The following is a 19,076-nucleotide window of genomic DNA, read 5'->3' as shown; positions in this document are numbered from 1 at the left end:
ATGTCTCCTGAAGTCTCTGGAGTACGGGTGCTGGAGTACGGGTGAGGGGGGCGGGGCCCGCTGGTGCCGGAACGAGGGTGCCGGACCGCCGGTGTCAGTACGCCGTGTTGTAGACCAGACCGGAGAGCACCGCGCCGATCAGCGGTCCGGCCACCGGGATCCAGGAGTAACTCCAGTCGGAGGAACCCTTGTTGGGGATCGGCAGCAGCGCGTGTGCGATCCGCGGGCCGAGGTCGCGGGCGGGGTTGATGGCGTAGCCGGTGGGCCCGCCGAGCGAGAGCCCGATGCCGACCACGAGCAGCGCCACCAGCAGGACGTTGATCCCGGAGCCGTAGACCCCGGCCTGCGCGCCGGGGACCTGGCCGATACCGATGCCCTTGTTCTGGCCGAAGAACAGCAGTGGCAGCACCAGGCCGATGGTGGCGATGATCTCGCTGACGAGGTTGGCGGCCGGATTGCGGATCTCCGGCGCCGTGGAGAAGATCCCCAGCGTCGGCTGGGCCTTGTCCTGCTCGGAGTTGGCGGCGAACTGGGCGTAGTACAGCGCCCAGGCCAGCACGGCGCCGATCAGCGCGCCGACCATCTGCGCCAGGATGTACAGCGGCACCTTGGACCACTCGGTGCCGTCCGCGACCGCCGAGCCGATCGTCACGGCCGGATTGAGATGCCCGCCGGACAGCGGGGCTGCGGTATAGGCCCCGGCGAGTACGCCCAGGCCCCAGCCGAAGGCGATGGCGACCCAGCCGGCGGATTTCGCCTTGGAGTAGTGCAGGGTGACCGCGGCGCACACACCGGCGCCGAACAGAATCAGAATCGCGGTGCCGATCACTTCACCGACGAAGATGTCCCCATTGGAATACATGGCGGCTCCTTGGCCCTGGCCCGGGGACGTCCCCCGGTCCTCCGTGCAGGGTGCGTGTCACCGGCGGGCAGCGGACAGCCGCTGCCACCCGGCCGGGTGCCCAGGCCGGTCCGGCCCCAGGTGCGGCGTTGCCGAACTGGCACCCGGAAGTGTTCACCGCAGGTGATGGGGCGTCAAGGTCGCGCACAACAGTGGATGTTGGGGGAGGAGGCGGGCCTGGCGGCTGTGCGGGGGACGGACCGGCCGGTCGCCGCGGGCCGGTCCCGCGGCCGTCAGCCGGCCGCCGGTACGCCCGCCTGGCCGGCCCGCCTGCCGTACGCCGGGCCGGTCGGCAGCGGCACCCGCAGCGCGGCCCCACGGCGCACCTCCGTACGCTCCGAGCCAGGCCGGCCCAGCACCCAGCTCGCCCCCGGCAGCCCCTTCGCGGCCTTCTTCAGCGGCGCCAGCGCGGCCGCCGCCTGGTGGTGACCGGTGACGCTGCCGGGCGGGCAGACCACCGTGGCCAGCGACAGCGTCACCGGCAGCCCGCCCGCCGACCAGGCCGTGTCCAGCAGCGATTTGGCGAACGGGTCGAGCCGGTCGGGCTCGGCCAGCACCAGGAAGTCGTCACCGCCGATATGGCCCACCCTGGCGGCCGGCTCGCGCGCCGCGACCTCGGCCAGCACCCGGCCCACCGAGCGGATCAGCTCATCGCCGGCCGCGAACCCCGCGCCGTCGTTGACCTGCTTGAAACCGTCCACGTCCAGCCAGCTCAGCGCGAACGCCCGGCCCTCGGAGATCCGCCGGTCGACCTCCCCGTTGACCGCGTCCGAACCGGGCAGCCGGGTCAGCGGGTTGAGCCGTGCCGCCTCCTCCACCCGGCTCTCGGCCAGCGCCCGCAGAATGTCCGCCAGATGCACCACACCGATGCACCGGCCGCGCTCGTCCACCACCGCCACATCGTCGCCGGCCCGGTCCCGGTCGCCCTCGGCGATCACGTCCAGCACCTGCCAGGCGGTGGCGTCGGCGCCGACCGTCCGCGGCCGGTCCGCGAGCCGCAGCGCCGGCCGGTCGGCGTACAGCGCGTGCCCGTAGCGCCCGGAGAGCGACAGCAGGAACCGGTCGCGGTCGATCGCCCTGACCGGCACCCCGTCGGTGTCCACCAGCAGGACACCCGACACCGCGGGAGAGCCGGTGAGATGGCTGCGTACCGCGTCCGCCGACGCGGACATCGGCAGCAGCGCGGCCGGCTGCAGGAACTGCGCGACGGGCGGCCCGGCGGGCGGGCCGGCCGGCGCCGCGTGCCCGCTCACCGCCGGTGGGTCGGCCGGGAGGTAGATGTCCGCGGCCGCCCGGCGGGCCGGCGGCGCGAACAGATACCCCTGCGCCAGCTGCACCCCCGCCTCCCGTGCCGCCGCGTACTGCCGCTCGGTCTCCACGCCCTCGATGGCCAGCAGCCCGCCCACCTGGTCGCACAGCTGCCGCATCGCGGCGACCGTGGCCCGTCGCCCCCGGTCCTCGTCCAGCCCGACGCACAGCGAGGCGTCGAGTTTGACGAGGTCGGGTGCCAGATCTCCGAGCAGCCGCAGCGGCAGATCGCCGTCCCCGACCCCGTCCGCGCTGATCCGGTAGCCCTCGTCGCGCAGCCCGGCCACCGCCTCCAGCAGCGACCGGTGCGGGACATGGGTGAACGGCCCGCCGATGTCCAGGGTGATCTCCCACGGGCGGCGGCCCACATCGCGCACGGCCTTGCCGAGCGACGTCAGGCTCGGCAGCTCGGCGACGGTCGCCGCGAAGACATTGACGTGCAGCGGCAGCAGCGTCTCCTGGCGCGCCGCGGACCGCACGGCGAGCGCCGCCAGTTCGGCGTCCAGATCGGGGCAGCGGTGCGCGGACGCCAGTACGTCGGAGCCGTTGCCGCGGCCCTCGGGACGGGCGAGTATCTCCAGCGCGGCGACCGAGCCGGTCGCGAGGTTCACGACGGGTTGGAAGGCGAATCGAAGCTGGTCCGTCCAGGCAGGCACGGTAAGCAGCATGCCCCCGCGGAGACCCCGACTCGGCCCGGTTCACGCACTGTTCATGCATCATTCCGGAGAGTACGGACCGCCGTCCGGCACCCTCACATGATCTTCGAGGCCGGGCGCCATCAGCTTCGGGGGCGGGCGCCGGCGGCAGCGCCTTCACCGCACGGCGACCACCGCGGAACCGTGCCCGAACAGCCCCTGATTGGCCGTCAACCCCACGCGTGCGCCAGGGACTTGACGCTCACCCGCGTGCCCCCTCAGCTGCCAGGTCAGCTCGCAGACCTGCGCGACGGCCTGCGCCGGCACCGCCTCGCCGAACGAGGACAGACCGCCGCTGGCGTTCACCGGCAGCCGCCCGCCGAGCGCCGTCGCACCGTCCCGGAGCAGCTTCGTGGCCTCGCCCGCGCCGCACAGCCCCAGATCCTCGTACCACTCCAGCTCCAGCGCCGTGGACAGGTCGTAGACCTCGGCCAGCGACAGGTCCTCGGGGCCGATGCCCGCCTCCTCGTACGCGCCCCGGGCGATCGACGCCCGGAACCCGGTCGCCGGCTCCGGGACGGCGGCCGCGGAGTCGGTGGCGATGTCGGGCAGATCCAGCACCGTACGCGGATAGTGCGGGGTGGCCGTGGAGACCGCGCGGATCCGCACCGGGTCCGCGGCGCCGTGCCGGCGGGCGAAGTCCATGCTGCTCAGGACCAGCGCGGCGGCCCCGTCGGAAGTGGCGCAGATGTCCAGCAGCCGCAGCGGATCGGCCACCACCGGCGACGCCGCGACCTCCTCGGCGGTGACCCGCTTCCGGTAGCGGGCGTACGGATTGGCCGCGCCCGCCGCCGAGTTCTTCACCTTCACCTGCGCGAAGTCCTCGACGGTATCGCCGTACAGCGCCATCCTGCGGCGCGCGTACAGCCCGAAGTACTCCGGGTTGGTGGCCCCCAGCACCCGGAACCGCAGCCAGTCCGGGTCGTCGGGGCGCTCGCCGCCGGCCGGCGCGAAGAACCCCTTGGGCGCGGCGTCGGCGCCCACCACCAGGACCACCTCCGCCATGCCGGCCAGGATCTGCGCCCGCGCGGTGTTGATCGCCTGCGCGCCGGACGCGCAGGCGGCGTACACGCTGGTCACCCGGGCGCCCTGCCAGCCCAGCGCCCTGGCGAAGGTCGCCCCCGCGACATAGCCGGGATAGCCACCGCGCACCGTGTCGGCACCGACCACGCTCTGCACGGCGCCCCATTCCAGGCCGGCGTCCGCGAGCGCGTCCCTGGCCGCCTTCGTCCCGTACTCGACGAAGCTACGCCCCCACTTGCCCCACGGGTGCATACCGGCGCCGAGCACCGCCACCTCGCCCGTCATGCGGCCGCCTCCCGTCCGGACGCGCCCGCGACCGGCCGCCACCACCAGGTCGTCCAGATGTGCTCGGCATCCTCGTCGAGGACCCCCGGCACCAGCTCGACCTCCGCGCCGACCGCCAGATCCGCGACCCCGACACCGGGCGCGGCCTGCCCGAGAACCACCATCCGCTCCGCCGCCAGCTCCACCGCGACCAGCGTGTACGGCCGCCACTCGACGTCGGGATCGGAGACGTACGGGGCGGGCGGGCGATAGCGCCCGTCGGTGTACGACCAGACCGTGCCGCGCCGGGACAACGGCACCTCGTCCAGCTCGCCGCCCGCGCAGCCGGGGTTGCGGCAGAAGGTGTCCTCGCGCGGGAAGAACACCGAGCCGCAGTCCCGGCACCGGGTCCCCAGCAGCCGGAAGTCCGCGGCGTCCTGATCGAACCAGCCCGGCACCACGGGCTTGCGTATGCGTGGCACGACGGCCCCTTCCGGCAGCGAACAGCGCGTTGACCCAAGCAATCTGACGGTACGTCAGGAGTGTGCCACGCCCTCGCTCGACGGGGAACCCCGGTCCGGTCTGGACGCCGTCGGTGCGCGGTGTTATGTTGTTCTCGTTCCGAGAAAGACTCAAAGTGAGAATGACGAGACCGGGGTGAGGGTCATGGACGGGGACCGGGAGCGCGGTGGCAGCGGCGCCGAGGACGACGCGGAGCGCGCATTCCTCGCGGCCTACGACCCGCGTGACTTCCCCGCCATCGCCGTGACCGTCGACATCGTCGCGCTGACACTCCGTCAAGGCGCCCTGCACGTCCTGCTCGTGGAGCGCGGCGGCCGGCCCTTCCAGGGCGCCTGGGCGCTGCCCGGCGGCTTCGTGCGGGCCGGGCGGGAATCGCTGGACGAGGCCGCCGCCCGCGAACTCGCCGAGGAGACCGGGCTGGACGCCGCCCAGCTGGACCGCGTCCACCTCGAACAGCTCGGCTCGTACGGCGACCCAGGGCGCGACCCGCGGATGCCCGTCGTCACCGTCGCCTATCTCGCCTTCGCCCCCGACCTCCCCGAGGCGCGCGGCGGCGGCGACGCCTCGGCGGCGGCCTGGGTCCCGGTCGCCGATCTGGATCTCGGCGCCGGGCACCCTGCGGCTTCTCGAACGCGGCAGGCTCGTCGGACTGGTCAAAGTTTCACCGAACCGGACGCGGCCCGCCCGCGTCCACCAGAGCAGGGCCCGGGGCACGGGACCGACGGGGGTGGTTCCGTGCCCCGGCCCGCAGACCCCGCCGCGGTGGGCTCTGCGGCCGCAACCGCCCCGGAGACAACGCAGACCCCGCTCCCGGAGACGGTGAGGGCCCGGCTCGCCTTCGACCACGCCAGGATCGTCGCCGACGGCCTCGACCGCGCCCGCGCGAAGATCGAGTACACCCCGCTGGCCACCGCCTTCCTCGGCGCCGAGTTCACCATCGTCGAACTCCGCGGCGTCTACGAAGCCGTCTGGGGCAGCCCGCTGCACGCCGGGAACTTCCACCGCAAGGTGCTCTCCGTCCCCGGGTTCGTCGAATCCACCGGCGCCACCGCCGCCCGCGGGGGAGCCCGAGGAGGCCCACGCGCCCGCCTCTACCGCGCGGGCGACGCCCGCCTGCTGCACCCGGCACTGCTCCGCCCGGACCGTGAGGACAGCGTCCGATGAGCCGGGGGAGCGGGGAGGTTGCCGAGGGGAGCCCCCGTACGGCCGACACACCCGCCGACGCCCGCGCCGCGCTGGCCGCCGCCCGCCGGCCCGCCGACCTCTTCCCCACCGACGACGCCGAGGCCGCCCGCGTCTACCGCAGGCTCGCCCGCCTGCTGCACCCCGACGCCGCCACCGCCACCGAACGCCCCGCCGCCCAGGACGAGTTCGCCCGCCTCAACGCCCTCTGGCAGCGCCGGACCGACGCCACCCGCCCGACCCTCACCACCCGCCGCCACACCTACAGCCTCGGCGCCACCCGGGCCACCGGCGACCTCGCCGTACTCCGCGAGGCCACGTACGAGCAGGACGGCACCCGGCACCACGCGCTGCTGAAGATCCCGCGCGCGGTGACCGACAACGACCTCATGGAACGCGAGGCGGAGGCGCTGTCCCGCCTGGCGCGGCGCGGCGAGCCACGCCACCGCGGCTACGCGCCCCGCCTGCTGGAATCCTTCCGGCACCGCGATCCGGACACCGGCGTAGAACGCCGCGTCAACGCCCTCGTCCCCCTCGACGGCTTCCGAACCCTCACCGAGGTCCGCGCCGCCCACCCCGACGGACTCGACCCGCGCGACGCCGCCTGGATGTGGCGCCGGCTCCTGGTCGCCCTCGGCTGGGCGCACCGTGCGGGCCGGGTGCACGGCGCCGTCCTCCCCGACCACCTCCTCATCCACCCGGAGAAGCACGGCCTGGTCCTCGTCGACTGGTGCTACAGCACCCCCGTCGGCGCCGGTGAGCACGTGCCCGCCCTCGTCGAACGCCACCGCGACAGCTATCCGCCCGAGGTCACAGGGCGCCGACCGGCGACCGAGGCCACCGACATCCACCTCGCCTCCCGCACCATGGGGGCCCTCATGGGGGAGCGCACGCCGAAGCCGATGCGGGCCTTCCTGCGCGGCTGCACCCTTCCCGCCGAGGCCCGCCGGCCGCACGACGCCTGGCGGCTGCTGGCCGAGCTGGACGCGCTCCTCGACCGCCTCTACGGGCCGCGCACCTTCCGCCCGTTCACGATGCCGGAGCCGGCCCGGCACCAGTGAGCCGCCGCACCTCCGCCGTACACCACTCACACACGCAACCACCTTCACGCACGCAACCACTCAACGCATCAGGGGGATTCACCATGGGCAGCGGAACCTGGTCCACCAACGTCTACGGCGCCGCGGCGAGCTACCGCGCCGCCTCCGGCGCCAGCGCCTTCGACTACAGCGATCGCGTCACCGCCACGGCCCCGCGCCACACCTGGACGGCGCACCCCTCGCTGGACCCCGAGGGCCTGACGACCCGCGAGAGCCGCGACTCGGACGAACACCCCACCTCGCTGGCCGTCTCGGTCATCTTCGATGTGACCGGATCCATGCGGTCCGTGCCGCGCGTCCTGCAGACCAAGCTCCCCGAGCTGTTCGGCCTGCTGCTGCGCAAGGGATATGTCGAGCACCCGCAGATCCTCTTCGGCGCCGTCGGCGACGCCACCTGCGACCGGGTCCCGCTCCAGCTCGGCCAGTTCGAGTCCGACAACCGCATGGACGACGACCTCGGCAACATCCTCCTGGAGGGCGGAGGCGGCGGCCAGATGACCGAGTCGTACGAGCTCGCCCTCTACGCCATGGCCCGCCACACCAGCCTCGACTGCCACGAGAAGCGCGGCCGCCGCGGCTACCTCTTCCTCATCGGCGACGAGATGCCGTACGGCAAGGTCAAGGCCCGCGAGATCCGGGCGGTGTTCGGCGACGACGTCCACGAGGACATTCCCCTCGCCACGATCCTCGCCGAAGTACGCCAGAAGTTCGATGTCTACTTCCTCGTCCCGGCCGGCGCCGCCCACGTCGGCAACGCCTCCGTCCTGGGCACCTGGCGCAAGCTGCTCGGCCAGAACGTCATCGAACTCGACGACCTCGGCGCGGTCTGCGAGACCATCGCGCTGACCATCGGCCTCGGCGAGGAGGCCATCGACCTCGCCGCCGGCCTCGACGACCTCGCCGACATCGGCTCCGACGCGGGCGACACCGTCGGCAAGGCACTGGCCACCCTCAACCGTGGCCGCGGCACCGTCGCGCGGTCCACGGCCCCGCTGATCGACCCCGCCGGCGAGACCGGTCCCGGCGCCACCACCCGCCTCTGACCGGCCTCAAGGGGAAGGTTCCTCCCGTGCACACCATCGTCGTCGACCTCGGCTACGGCGACGCCGGCAAGGGCACCGTCGTCGACCGGCTCTGCGTCCCCTCACCGGGCGCGGCGCCGGTCGCGGCGGTGGTCCGCTTCAACGGCGGCGCCCAGGCCGCCCACAACGTCGTCACCACCGACGGACGCCACCACACCTTCGCCCAGTTCGGCTCCGGCACCTTCAGCGGCGTCCCCACCCACCTCTCCCGCCTGATGCTGGTGGACCCCCTCGCGCTCGCCGCCGAGGCCCGCCACCTCGCCTCCCTCGGCTCGGCGAACCCGCTCGCCCTGCTGACCGTCGACCGGCGCGCCCGGCTCACCACCCCCTACCACGCGGCCGCCAACCGGGCCCGCGAGCAGGCCCGCGGCACCGCCCGGCACGGCTCCTGCGGCATGGGCATCGGCGAAACCGCCGCCTACGCCCTGGCCCACCCCGCCGACGCGCCCACCGCGGGCGACTGCACCTCCCGTACGACACTGCGCCGCAAACTCGCCCTGCTCCGCGACCGGTTGACCGAGGAACTCGGCCCGCTCGACGCCCCGCCCGTCGAGGCCTGCCTGGACGCCTTCGCCGCGTTCGCCGCTCACGTACGGCTCGTCGACGGCGACCACCTGGCGCGGCTGCTGCGCACCGGCCCGGTCGTCTTCGAGGGCGCCCAGGGCGTACTCCTCGACGAATGGCACGGCTTCCACCCCTACACGACCTGGTCGACGACCACCTTCGCGGGCGCGGAGGAACTGCTCGCCGAGGCCGGGCAGCCGCGCGCGGCCCGGCGGCTGGGCGTCGTACGGACCTACACCACCCGGCACGGACCGGGCCCGCTGGTCACCGAGGACCCCGCGCTGCCGGACGCCCTCCCCGAGGCCCACAACGGCAACGGCCGCTGGCAGGGCGCCTTCCGCGCCGGCCACTTCGACGCCGTCGCGCACACCTACGCCGTCGAGGTCTGCGGCGGAGTGGACGCCCTCGCCGTCACCCATCTCGACGCCCCTGCCCGCACCGGAGGCGCCCTGCGGATGGCCCACGCCTACCGCACGCCCACCGGCCTCCTGGACCGCATCCCCACCGCGCCGCCCGGCGACCTGGCACGCCAACAACGGCTCACCGAACGGCTGTCGGCCGCCCGGCCCACCCGTTGGCGGTCCCCGGGTGCCGACCCGCACGCCTGGTGCGACGCCCTCGCGCACACCCTGGACGCCCCGGTCGTCATGGAGTCGTACGGGCCCACGGCGGCCGACAAAATCACCGCACGGGAAAGTCGAAATAGGTGTCGGGAAAGGTCTCCGGCTTGAAGGTGTAGTGCCACCATTCCTCCGGGAGATTCACGAACCCGGCCCGCTCCAGCCCGTGCTTGAGCAGCAGCCTGTTCCTCAACTGCCGCCCGTGAATGCGCGGATCGAGGGTGTGCGCGAGCGTGTCGAAACAGTCGAAACCGGTGCCCATGTCAAGGGAGTTGTCCGGGAAGCGGTCGGCCCGCGGCCCGTAACAAGGCGTGAGCGGCTCGCCGGGGACGTAGGGGCGAGTCGGCAGCGCGGGCAGCCGCACCAGCGTCACATCGAGCGTACTGCCCCTGCTGTGCCCCGACTTGGCGGCGATATAGCCGTCCTCGAACAGCCTCGACTTCGCCACCCGCGGATAGAACTCGGCCTTCATCGCCTCGTCGTCGAGATCCTCGGCCCACCGCACGAAATGGTCCACGGCACGCTGCGGCCGATAGCAGTCGTACACCTTGAGCGTGAATCCCCGCCGCAGAAAGGACACTTGGGCACGGTGCAGCGCCCGAGCGGCATCCCGGGTCAGTATGCATTTCGGTCTGAGATATCCGTCCACCGGTACGCCCACGAAATTGTGCGGCGTGAAATAGCGCATCTCCTGGATGATCGTGGGATCCACCTCCCGCAGCGCGACAAACCCCTTCGGGAGTCCGGGCGCGGGGGAGTGGCGCGCCGGCCCGTGAACGGTCCCGGCCCCCGCGCCGGACGGCAGCGCGGTGACGGTCAGCAGGGCGGCGGCAGCGACGGCGAGGCCGCGCAGCGCGGCAGCGAGTCTCGGCATGGCCCTCGTCTACCAGGCACGGGCGGCGGAGCGGAAGACCGCCACCGGGCCCGGCTAGCCGCCCTCAACTCCCCGTACCCGCACCCGATACCCCACCGCGCCCCCGTCCCGCCGCTCCACGACCACCCGGCCGTCCACCAGCCGCGCGGTGAACCGCTCCACACTCGGCCGCTGCCAGCCGTCCCCGGCATCCGGCACCACCACACCGCCGCCCCCGCGCCCGGCCGCCGGCGCCCACACCTCCAGCTCCATCCCCCCGTCCGCGCCCGCCACCGGCAGCACCGAACCCGCCCGCGCCAGCACCGGAATCCGCGACAGCGGCGCGTCCACCAGCACCTGCCCAGGACCGTCGTACGCCCGCCCGGTCGCGGTGTCGTACCACCGCCCGCGCGGCAGCCGCACCGCCCGCCGCGTCGCCCCCTCCTCCATCACCGGCGCCACCAGCAGCGCGTCCCCCAGCAGGAAGGCGTCCTCACAGTCCCGCAGCGCCCGGTCCCGCGGCTGGCTCCACCACACGGGACGGACGTAAGGAGCGCCGGTCAGCCGCGCCAACTGCCCCAGCGTGCCGAAATACGGCAGCAGCCGCTCCCGCTCGCGCAGCGCCGTACGGGCATGCGCCAGCACCTCGGGGCCGTACTCCCACGGCTCCCGCCGCCCCGCCCAGATCGCCGAATGCGTACGGAACAGCGGCAGATACGCCCCCAGCTGGAACCAGCGCAGATACAGCTCCCGGGACGGCACCGCGGAGAACCCGCCGACATCGGGCCCGCTGTACGGCACCCCGCACAGCCCCATCCCCAGCACCAGCGACAGCGACGCGCGCAGCCCCGGCCAGCCCGTCGCCACATCCCCCGACCAGGTGCCCCCGTACCGCTGCAACCCCGCCCAGCCGGACCGCGAGAACAGGAAGGGCCGCTCGTCGGGGCGCAGTTCGCACAGCCCCTCGTAGCCCGCCCGCGCCATCGCCAGCCCGTAGACGTTGTGCGCCTCCCGGTGGTCGCCGCCCCGGCCCTCCAGCGCATGCCGGGCCGAGCGCGGCAGCGTCGACTCCCCGAACGGCGCGAACGAGACCGGCTCGTTCATGTCGTGCCAGACCCCCGAGAACCCCTGCGCCAGCCGCTCCGCGTACAGCCCGCCCCACCACTTGCGTACCCGCGCGTCGGTGAAATCCGGGAACACCGACTCGCCCGGCCACACCACGCCGCGCACCTCCCGCCCCCGCGCGTCCCGCACGAACGCATCGGCCGCCGCCCCGCCGTCGTACACCGTCGGGTTCTCCTGCCCCGGCTCCGCCTTCACCGCCGGATCCACGATCGACACCAGCCGCACCCCCTCGGCGCGCAGCTCCCCGGCGAGCCCCGGAAGATCCGGGAACCGCTCCCGGTCGACGGTGAAGACCCGCTTCCCGTCGAAGTGATCGATGTCCAAGTGGACGGCGGACAGCGGCAGTTCGCGCTCCCGGTAGCCGGCGACCACCCGGCGCACCTCCGCCTCGTCGCCGAACCCCCAGCGGGCGTGCTGATAACCCAGCGCCCACCGGGGCGGCAGCGCGGGCGCGCCGGTCAGCGCGGTCCAGCCGAGCAGCACCCGGGACGGGGTACCGGCCAGCACCCAGTAGCGCAGCGGCCCGCCGTCCATCCGCACCTCACAGGTGCCCGGCCGGTCGTGCCCCGAGCCCGCGCCCTCCGCGCCCTCGCGCAGCGCCACCCGGCCGTCCCAGGAGTTGTCGTGGAACACCAGATGGGTGCCGGCGTCCGCCACCACTATCTGCACCGGCATCGTCAGCGACAGCGGATCGTCACCCGGCTCGAAGGCGCCGCCCGGATCGGTGTTCCACAGCCGGTACGCACCGTCCCGCAGCCGCGGCCCGTGCGCACGGCCGCCCAGCCCGAAGAACCGGGCGTCGGCCGCCACCTCGGAGCGCTGCACCCACCGGGAACCGAGGCCCCCGCCGGGCTCCCGCCCCTCCGCGTGGCCGCCCGCGGGGGAGCCGGAACCGTCGTGGGCCGAGTCGTCGGCGCGGTCGTCGGCGCGGTCGTCGGTCCGGTCCCACCAGCGCGGCGGCAGCTCCCGGCGCAGCACCGCGCCGCCGGGCGTCCGCACCTCGACCGCGCCGTGCCGGGAAACGGTCACCATCACCCGCTCCGAGACGATCCGCCAGCCGCCCTCGGTGTCCGGCTCCAGCACCGCCCTGGCGTCCGCCTCGGGACAAGGCCCGGCCAGCGCGTACGAGGGCTCCGGCTCGGCACCGTCCCAGCCGCAGAACACCGCGCCGCCCGCCGCCACCCGCACCCGCAGCGACGACCGCGCGAAGTGGATCAGCCCGCCGCCCGGCAGCGACTCGGCGTCGCGCGCGGCCCCCGGCACCCGCGCCCGCTCCGACACCCGACGCGGCAGCGCCCGCGCATCCGCCCTTCGCCGGCGCCACGCCGTACGCACGGACCGCAGCCCCTGCGCCGGCCCGACTGCCCTGACCACCCGTACCGACCGCACCAGATCACGCCCGTCCATGCCGGTCAGCCTGCCATTGACGCCCCCCTGTGCGGGAGCCGTTCAACTGCCGTTCACCTGCGAGGGGTCACGCTCGGCCACCTTCGGGCCAGCGGATCGCCGGGCGATGGCCGAAACCGACCCACCGGCCAGGCGCCGGCCCGGCCGCCCATGACCGCTCCCTCCCGTCCCCCCGCCCGACCTGCTGCCCACCCCCTCACCGCCCCCCGTCCGAATGTGGCAGGCCGACCCTGGTGCACAAGACGATCACATGGCATCGTCCAGGCAAGCCGTGTCGCGCGCCCACGCCCCGGGAGACCCCCAACGCCGTGCGCGCCCGACGCAGACGACGTACCGCCCGGGAGCCGCATGATGACCACCGCACCGCAGTCCGCCCCCCAGCCGGAACCACAGCCGGAACCCCTCTGGCAGCCCGGCCCGGACCGCATCGCCGAAGCACAGGTCACCCGCTTCCACACCTGGGCCGCCGCACACCACGGGGCACCCGCCCCGACCCCCGGCGACCCCGCCGCCGGCTACGCCGCCCTGCACCGCTGGTCCACCGACGAACTCGCCGCCTTCTGGCAGGCCACCGCCGAATGGTTCGACGTCCGCTTCTCCACCCCGTACGAAACCGTCCTCGCAGACCCGACGATGCCCGGCGCCCGCTGGTTCCCCGGCGCCACCCTCAACTACGCCGAGCACGCCCTGCGCGCCGCCGAGGACCCGGCCCGCGCCGCCACCCCGGCACTGCTGTACGTCGACGAGACCCACGAACCCACCCCCGTCACCTGGACGGACCTGCGCGCCCAGGTCGGATCGCTGGCCGCCGAGCTGCGCCGCCTCGGCGTCCGCCCCGGCGACCGCGTCAGCGGCTATGTCCCCAACATCCCGCAGGCCGTCGTCGCCCTCCTCGCCTCCGCCGCGGTCGGCGCCGTCTGGACCTCCTGCGCCCCCGACTTCGGCGCCCGCAGCGTGCTGGACCGCTTCCAGCAGATCGAACCGGTCGTCCTGTTCACCGTCGACGGCTACCGCTACGGCGGCAAGGAACACGACCGGCGGGACACCGTCGCCGAGCTACGCCGCGAACTGCCGACCCTCCAGGCCGTCGTCCACATCCCCCTCCTCGGCACGCCCGCCCCCGAAGGCGCCCTGAACTGGTCGGACCTGACCGCGAACGACACCGAACCGGTCTTCGAACAGGTCCCCTTCGACCACCCGCTGTGGGTTCTGTACTCCTCCGGCACCACCGGCCTGCCCAAGGCCATCGTCCAGTCCCAGGGCGGCATCCTCCTCGAACACCTCAAGCAGACCGGCCTGCACTGCGACCTCGGCCCCGACGACCGGTTCTTCTGGTACACCTCGACCGGCTGGATGATGTGGAACTTCCTCGTCGCCGGTCTGCTGGTGGGGTCGACGATCGTCCTCTACGACGGCAGCCCCGGCCACCCCGACATCTCCGCCCAATGGCGGGTCGCCGCGACCACCCGCGCCACCGTCTTCGGCACCTCCGCCGCCTACGTCATGGCCTGCCGCAAAGCCGGCCTGCACCCCGCCCGCGACCTCGACCTCTCCGCCGTCACCTGCGTCGCCACCACCGGCTCCCCGCTCCCGCCCGACGGCTTCCGCTGGCTGCACGACTCCTTCGCGGAGAGCGGCGCCGACCTGTGGACCGCCTCCGTCAGCGGCGGCACCGACGTCTGCAGCTGCTTCGCCGGCGCCGTCCCCACCCTCCCCGTCCACATCGGCGAACTCCAGGCCGCCTGCCTCGGCACCGACCTCCAGTCCTGGGACCCCCAGGGCAAGCCCCTCACCGACGAGGTCGGCGAACTCGTCGTCACCAACCCGATGCCCTCCATGCCCATCCGCTTCTGGAACGACCCCGACGGCAGCCGCTACCACGACAGCTACTTCGACATGTACCCCGGCGTCTGGCGGCACGGCGACTGGATCACCCTCACCTCCCGCGGCTCCGTCGTCATCCACGGCCGCTCCGACTCCACCCTCAACCGCCAGGGCGTCCGGATGGGCTCGGCGGACATCTACGAAGCCGTCGAGCGCCTCCCCGAGGTCCGGGAATCCCTGGTCATCGGCCTCGAACTCCCCGACGGCGGCTACTGGATGCCGCTCTTCGTGCACCTCGCGCCCGGCGCCACCCTCGACGACGACCTCCGCGACCGCATCAAGCGCACCATCCGCGAACAGCTCTCCCCCCGCCACGTCCCCGACGACATCATCGAAGCCCCCGGCGTGCCGCACACCCTCACCGGCAAGCGCATCGAGGTCCCCGTCAAACGCCTCCTCCAGGGCACCCCCCTCGAAAAGGCCGTCAATCCCGGCTCCGTCGACAACCTCGAACTCCTCCGCTTCTACGAGCGCATCGCCCGCGACCGCGCGAAGTAGGGCCGTTGTCAGACCCCTCGATTACTCTCAGTGACAAGTGATGTTCGAGCACCGCATCGCACTGAGGCGGACCAGGGGGAGTCATGACATCCACACCGAGAGACACATCCCGCAACACAGCCCGGAACACGTCCCGCAACACCTCGCGGAACGCATCCGGGCACACGCCCGACCGTCCCACCCGGCGGACCAAGCAGTCCGCCGCCCGCCGCCAACTGCGCCGCGAAGTCCCCAGCACCGCCGCCGTCCTGGCCGACGAGCGGGACTTCGCGGCCATGCGCCGCTACCCCACCTTCCCGTTCGACGACCACGCCGGCTACCTCCAGCAGCTGGAGACCCTGCTGCGCACCCTCGCCTCCCAGGGCGTACACACCACCCTCAGCCTCTTCGACCCGGCCGCCTACGAGGAATACTGCGCGGACCTCGGCCTGGACCCGGACCGCCCCGACAGCCGTACGCGCTACACCGCCGAACTCGCCTGCACCGGCGCGACATTGCCCTACGGGGGCGAGCCGCTCACCGAACTGCTGCCGTTACTCGTCGAAGAAGCCGACCGGCAGGCGACCTGGGACCAGGCCACCGCGCTCCTGGCCCGCGCCGGCACCTGCCCCGACTGCGGCGAAGACCTCGCACCCGCCGCCTTCGCCCGCGCCACCCACGCACTGCAACGCCTCCTCGAAGCCCTCGGGGCCGGCACCCACCACCTCGTCTGCAGCATCCCCGCCCGCGAGCCATCCCTGCTGGCGGTCCTGCACGTTACGGCCGACGACGCCGACCGCCGCCAACTCTCCGAGTCCCGGACCCTGGTCTTCTGCACCGTCCTCGCCGCCGGCCTCGCCCTCCGCACCCCAGGCGGCATCGTCTCCCGCACCACCGCCAAGGCCCCCGACGCCGACGCCACCGACACGACCAACGCCACCCACCCCCACGACACCGTCCGCGGCTGGGCCCTGCGGGACTCCTGGCTCCGCCCGCTCACCGCCGCCGAGGTCTTCACCGCCTACTGCACCGACGCCGACACCGGCGAGCCCATCCCACCCGAGCACGGCGTCGACTACGCCCCCGGCCTCACCCTCACACCCCCGCCGGACAGACACCGCCACCACTGACGGACCGCCCCCGCCCGTACGGCAGATGGCCGCCCCGCCACGGGGGCGGGACGGCCATCAAGGCTCCTGCGACGCACCGCGCCGCACGGGATCACTCCCCGGAGAGCACCGCCTGCGCGGCGGCCCGAGCATCGTCGGCGGTGTCCGCGGCACGCGCCGCGGCCGCCGCACGCTCACACTGCGCCAGCGTGTGCTTGGCCAGCGTCGCCCGCACATACGGAATCGACGCCGCACCCATCGAAAGGCTGGTGACACCGAGCCCCGTCAGCACACAGGCCAACAGCGGATCGGAGGCCGCCTCACCACACACACCACAGCTCTTGCCCTCGGCCTTCGCGGCCTCGGCGGAAACCGCCACGAGATCCAGCAGCGCCGGCTGCCATGGATCCTGCAACCGCGACACCGCACCCACCTGACGGTCGGCGGCGAACGTGTACTGCGCCAGGTCGTTCGTCCCCAGAGAAAGGAACTCGACCTCCTGAAGAATCGACCGCGCCCTGAGAGCCGCGGACGGAATCTCCACCATCGCCCCGAACTTCGCCCGCAGCCCGGCATCCCGGCAGGCGTCCGCGAACGCCCTGGCGTCGATCCGGTCCGCCACCATCGGGGCCATGACCTCGAGGTAGACCGGCAGCCCCTCGGCCGCCTTGGCCAGCGCGGTCAGCTGCGTCCGCAGCACATCGGGGTGGTCGAGCAGCGTCCGCAGGCCCCGCACGCCCAGCGCCGGGTTCGGCTCGTCACCCGGCGTCAGGAAGTCCAGCGGCTTGTCCGCACCGGCGTCGAGCACCCGCACGACAACCCGGCCCTCGGGAAAGGCCTCCAGCACCTTCCGGTACGCCTCGACCTGCTTCTCCTCGGACGGCGCCTTCTGGCTGTCATCCAGGAACAGGAACTCGGTCCGGAACAGACCGACACCCTCCGCACCCGCCTCGACCGCGGCCGGCACATCACCGGGACCGCCGACGTTCGCCAGCAGCGGCACCTTGTGCCCGTCGGACGTGGCCCCAGGACCGGACGACGCGGCCAGCGCGGCCTTCCGCTCCGCGGCGGCCTTCTCCATCTCCGCGCGCTTCTCGGCGCTCGGCTCGACGAAGATCTCCCCGGTGCTGCCGTCGACGGCGATCACCGTGCCCTCGACCAGCTCACCCGCACCCGGCAGCGCGACCACGGCCGGCACCCCCAGCGCCCGCGCGAGAATCGCGCTGTGACTGGTCGGCCCGCCCTCCTCGGTCACGAACCCGAGCACCAGCGCCGGGTCCAGCAGCGCCGTGTCCGCCGGCGCCAGATCGCGAGCGATCAGCACATACGGCTCGTCGCTGTCCGGCACACCCGGCATCGGCACGCCCAACAGCCGGGCGACGATCCGATTCCGCACATCATCGAGGTCGGCGACCCGCCCGGCGAGATACTCACCAGCACCCGCCAGCAGCGCCCGATAGGCGGCGAACGCGTCGTACACACCGCGCTCGGCGGTGCTGCCGACCGCGATCCGACGCTCGACGTCCGCCATCAGCTCGGGGTCCTGAGCCATCATGGCCTGCGCCTCGAGCACGGCCTGAGCCTCGCCGCCCGCCAGATTGCCCCGCGCGATCAGGTCGGCTGCCACCGCTTCCACGGCCTGGCGGGCACGCCCCTGTTCGCGCTCCGCCTCTTCCGCCGGAATCTGCTTGGCCGGCGGTTCCAGAACCGCCGTCCCCATGTGCCGCACCTCGCCTATGGCCACACCGTGGCTCACGCCGACGCCTCGCAGCGTTGTCTCCATTTCACCCGTCTCCGGTTGATGCGGCGGTCCGAGCCGCCGCGGTGAATGTGGTACCGCCGTCGAACGGCGCCCGGCTACTGCCAGGAGAAGAGCTGGTCGCCCGACTTCACGTCGCCGTCCTCGCGCACATCGCCCAGCGAGTCCGCCGTGGCCTCCAGCGCGACGATCGGGCACACCGCCGACTTGCCGGCCTCCTCGACCGCAGCCGGGTTCCAGCGCACGATGGCCTGCCCGCGGGAAACGTTGTCGCCCTTGTTGACGAGCAGCTCGAAGCCCTGGCCGTTGAGCTGAACGGTGTCGATACCGAGATGGGTGAGCACGCCGTGTCCCTCGCCGTCGACAACGACGAACGCGTGCGGATGAAGCGAGACAACAACGCCGTCCACAGGCGCAACCGCCTCGGACGGCTCACGAACGGGGTCGATGGCGGTACCGGGACCCACCATCGCTCCGGAGAACACCGGGTCGGGCACAGCCGCGAGTCCGATGGCGCGTCCTGCAATAGGGGACGTCACGGTGGTCATGGGAAGCCTCCCAGGGGTGGAGATTCATCAGGCCGCCGTCACTACCTGTCCTGGACGACGCACCGTTCAGAAGCGTAAGTCATTAGAACTGACGGTTCCGCATAGAGCGCCCGGTCGAAGATCTCGCGTCGCGCCGAATCGATTTGCCTCGCCCACAGCAGACCTGTACTGTCTGACACCTGCCCCGGAGAGCCAGGCCGCAAGCAACTGCGGCCCGGACAGTGGTGGGCGGCACTCCTCAGAGTCTTCTTCGAGATTCTCGAATTGTGCGCTTCTGCATGTCTGCAGAAAGGCGGCGGTTCGAAAGCCCCGAAAAGCCCTGATAGAGTGTGAAACGCCGAAGGGAAGCGCCCGGAGGAAGCCCGAGAGGGAATCCAAAGGAAGCGTCCGTTCCTTGAGAACTCAACAGCGTGCCAAAAGTCAACGCCAGATATGTTGATACCCCGTCTCCAGCATCAGCTGGGACGAGGTTCCTTTGAAAGTCCTACCGTCACGATGTGCCGGTAGGCGATACACAGCGAGGACGCTGTGAACCACCGGATTATTCCTCTGGTGGTTCCGCTCAACGCGAGTGTCACCCGATTACGGGTAAACATTCACGGAGAGTTTGATCCTGGCTCAGGACGAACGCTGGCGGCGTGCTTAACACATGC

The 19,076-nt window shown here is 72.9% G+C and carries 14 protein-coding genes; 6 read left to right on the top strand and 8 right to left on the bottom strand.

The features are described 5' to 3' along the window. Window positions 1-94 precede the first annotated feature (94 nt). The 4 genes from FCH28_RS30675 to FCH28_RS30660 form a co-directional block, all read right to left on the bottom strand. Window positions 95-862 (bottom strand): MIP/aquaporin family protein, encoded by a 768-nt coding sequence (locus FCH28_RS30675; RefSeq protein WP_136743457.1) that lies wholly within the window; start codon window positions 860-862, stop codon window positions 95-97. Window positions 863-1,134: 272 nt separating this feature from the next. After that, the gene (locus FCH28_RS30670) at window positions 1,135-2,865 is read right to left on the bottom strand and encodes a GGDEF domain-containing protein (RefSeq protein ID WP_136743456.1); all 1,731 of its coding nucleotides are present in this window, start codon (window positions 2,863-2,865) and stop codon (window positions 1,135-1,137) included. A 156-nt stretch (window positions 2,866-3,021) separates the two neighbouring features. Continuing rightward, on the bottom strand, window positions 3,022-4,212 hold the full coding sequence (locus FCH28_RS30665; RefSeq protein ID WP_136743455.1) for a lipid-transfer protein: 1,191 nt from the start codon (window positions 4,210-4,212) through the stop codon (window positions 3,022-3,024). Next, the gene (locus tag FCH28_RS30660) at window positions 4,209-4,673 is read right to left on the bottom strand and encodes a Zn-ribbon domain-containing OB-fold protein (RefSeq protein WP_136743454.1); all 465 of its coding nucleotides are present in this window, start codon (window positions 4,671-4,673) and stop codon (window positions 4,209-4,211) included. Before FCH28_RS30660 ends, FCH28_RS30665 begins: the two co-directional genes overlap by 4 nt. Window positions 4,674-4,857: 184 nt before the next feature. On the opposite strand from FCH28_RS30660, the gene FCH28_RS30655 reads away from it, so the two are divergent. The 4 genes from FCH28_RS30655 to FCH28_RS30640 all read left to right on the top strand — a co-directional run bounded on the left by FCH28_RS30655 (window position 4,858) and on the right by FCH28_RS30640 (window position 9,372). Continuing rightward, window positions 4,858-5,877, top strand: a complete 1,020-nt coding sequence (locus tag FCH28_RS30655; RefSeq protein WP_136743453.1) for an NUDIX hydrolase — start codon at window positions 4,858-4,860, stop codon at window positions 5,875-5,877. Beyond that, on the top strand, window positions 5,874-6,956 hold the full coding sequence (locus tag FCH28_RS30650; protein WP_136743452.1) for a molecular chaperone DnaJ: 1,083 nt from the start codon (window positions 5,874-5,876) through the stop codon (window positions 6,954-6,956). Before FCH28_RS30655 ends, FCH28_RS30650 begins: the two co-directional genes overlap by 4 nt. Window positions 6,957-7,039: 83 nt before the next feature. Beyond that, a complete protein-coding gene (locus tag FCH28_RS30645) occupies window positions 7,040-8,038 on the top strand; it encodes a hypothetical protein (protein WP_136743451.1) in 999 nt (332 codons plus the stop codon). Window positions 8,039-8,064: 26 nt separating this feature from the next. Next, window positions 8,065-9,372 carry an adenylosuccinate synthetase gene (locus tag FCH28_RS30640; protein ID WP_136743450.1) on the top strand — a complete coding sequence of 436 codons (1,308 nt, stop codon included), beginning with the start codon at window positions 8,065-8,067 and terminating at the stop codon, window positions 9,370-9,372. Here FCH28_RS30640 and FCH28_RS30635 read toward each other — a convergent pair. Together FCH28_RS30635 and FCH28_RS30630 are read right to left on the bottom strand one after the other, a co-directional pair. Next, complete coding sequence (locus FCH28_RS30635) at window positions 9,323-10,135, bottom strand: M15 family metallopeptidase (RefSeq protein WP_136743449.1); 813 nt, start codon at window positions 10,133-10,135, stop codon at window positions 9,323-9,325. The two genes, FCH28_RS30640 and FCH28_RS30635, sit on opposite strands and share 50 nt — an antisense overlap. A gap of 54 nt (window positions 10,136-10,189) precedes the next feature. After that, entirely contained in the window at window positions 10,190-12,646 is a 2,457-nt protein-coding gene (locus tag FCH28_RS30630) for a glycoside hydrolase family 31 protein (RefSeq protein WP_136743448.1), read from the bottom strand. Between the two features lie 351 nt (window positions 12,647-12,997). On the opposite strand from FCH28_RS30630, the gene FCH28_RS30625 reads away from it, so the two are divergent. Beyond that, window positions 12,998-15,028 (top strand): acetoacetate--CoA ligase, encoded by a 2,031-nt coding sequence (locus FCH28_RS30625; protein ID WP_136743447.1) that lies wholly within the window; start codon window positions 12,998-13,000, stop codon window positions 15,026-15,028. Window positions 15,029-15,111: 83 nt separating this feature from the next. Beyond that, entirely contained in the window at window positions 15,112-16,137 is a 1,026-nt protein-coding gene (locus tag FCH28_RS30620; protein ID WP_246103396.1) for a hypothetical protein, read from the top strand. Window positions 16,138-16,228: 91 nt separating this feature from the next. Here the strand turns inward: FCH28_RS30620 and ptsP are convergent, their stop codons facing one another. Next, window positions 16,229-17,899: a phosphoenolpyruvate--protein phosphotransferase gene (gene ptsP, locus FCH28_RS30615; protein ID WP_136743446.1), complete on the bottom strand. Its 1,671-nt coding sequence runs from the start codon at window positions 17,897-17,899 to the stop codon at window positions 16,229-16,231. Window positions 17,900-17,973: 74 nt separating this feature from the next. After that, window positions 17,974-18,423 carry a PTS sugar transporter subunit IIA gene (locus FCH28_RS30610; RefSeq protein WP_136743445.1) on the bottom strand — a complete coding sequence of 150 codons (450 nt, stop codon included), beginning with the start codon at window positions 18,421-18,423 and terminating at the stop codon, window positions 17,974-17,976. Window positions 18,424-19,076 lie beyond the last annotated feature (653 nt).

The organism is Streptomyces piniterrae, from assembly GCF_005048155.1.
GTDB lineage: Bacteria > Actinomycetota > Actinomycetes > Streptomycetales > Streptomycetaceae > Streptomyces > Streptomyces piniterrae.
This window is presented reverse-complemented; position numbering and strand designations above follow the sequence as displayed.

Coding starts and splice junctions, on each gene's coding strand:
- FCH28_RS30675 (WP_136743457.1), bottom strand. CDS start 862: ATGTATTCCAATGGGGACATCTTCGTCGGTGAAGTGATCGGCACCGCG.
- FCH28_RS30665 (WP_136743455.1), bottom strand. CDS start 4,212: ATGACGGGCGAGGTGGCGGTGCTCGGCGCCGGTATGCACCCGTGGGGC.
- FCH28_RS30655 (WP_136743453.1), top strand. CDS start 4,858: ATGGACGGGGACCGGGAGCGCGGTGGCAGCGGCGCCGAGGACGACGCG.
- FCH28_RS30650 (WP_136743452.1), top strand. CDS start 5,874: ATGAGCCGGGGGAGCGGGGAGGTTGCCGAGGGGAGCCCCCGTACGGCC.
- FCH28_RS30645 (WP_136743451.1), top strand. CDS start 7,040: ATGGGCAGCGGAACCTGGTCCACCAACGTCTACGGCGCCGCGGCGAGC.
- FCH28_RS30635 (WP_136743449.1), bottom strand. CDS start 10,135: ATGCCGAGACTCGCTGCCGCGCTGCGCGGCCTCGCCGTCGCTGCCGCC.
- FCH28_RS30630 (WP_136743448.1), bottom strand. CDS start 12,646: ATGGACGGGCGTGATCTGGTGCGGTCGGTACGGGTGGTCAGGGCAGTC.
- FCH28_RS30625 (WP_136743447.1), top strand. CDS start 12,998: ATGACCACCGCACCGCAGTCCGCCCCCCAGCCGGAACCACAGCCGGAA.
- FCH28_RS30620 (WP_246103396.1), top strand. CDS start 15,112: ATGACATCCACACCGAGAGACACATCCCGCAACACAGCCCGGAACACG.
- ptsP (WP_136743446.1), bottom strand. CDS start 17,899: ATGGAGACAACGCTGCGAGGCGTCGGCGTGAGCCACGGTGTGGCCATA.
- FCH28_RS30610 (WP_136743445.1), bottom strand. CDS start 18,423: ATGACCACCGTGACGTCCCCTATTGCAGGACGCGCCATCGGACTCGCG.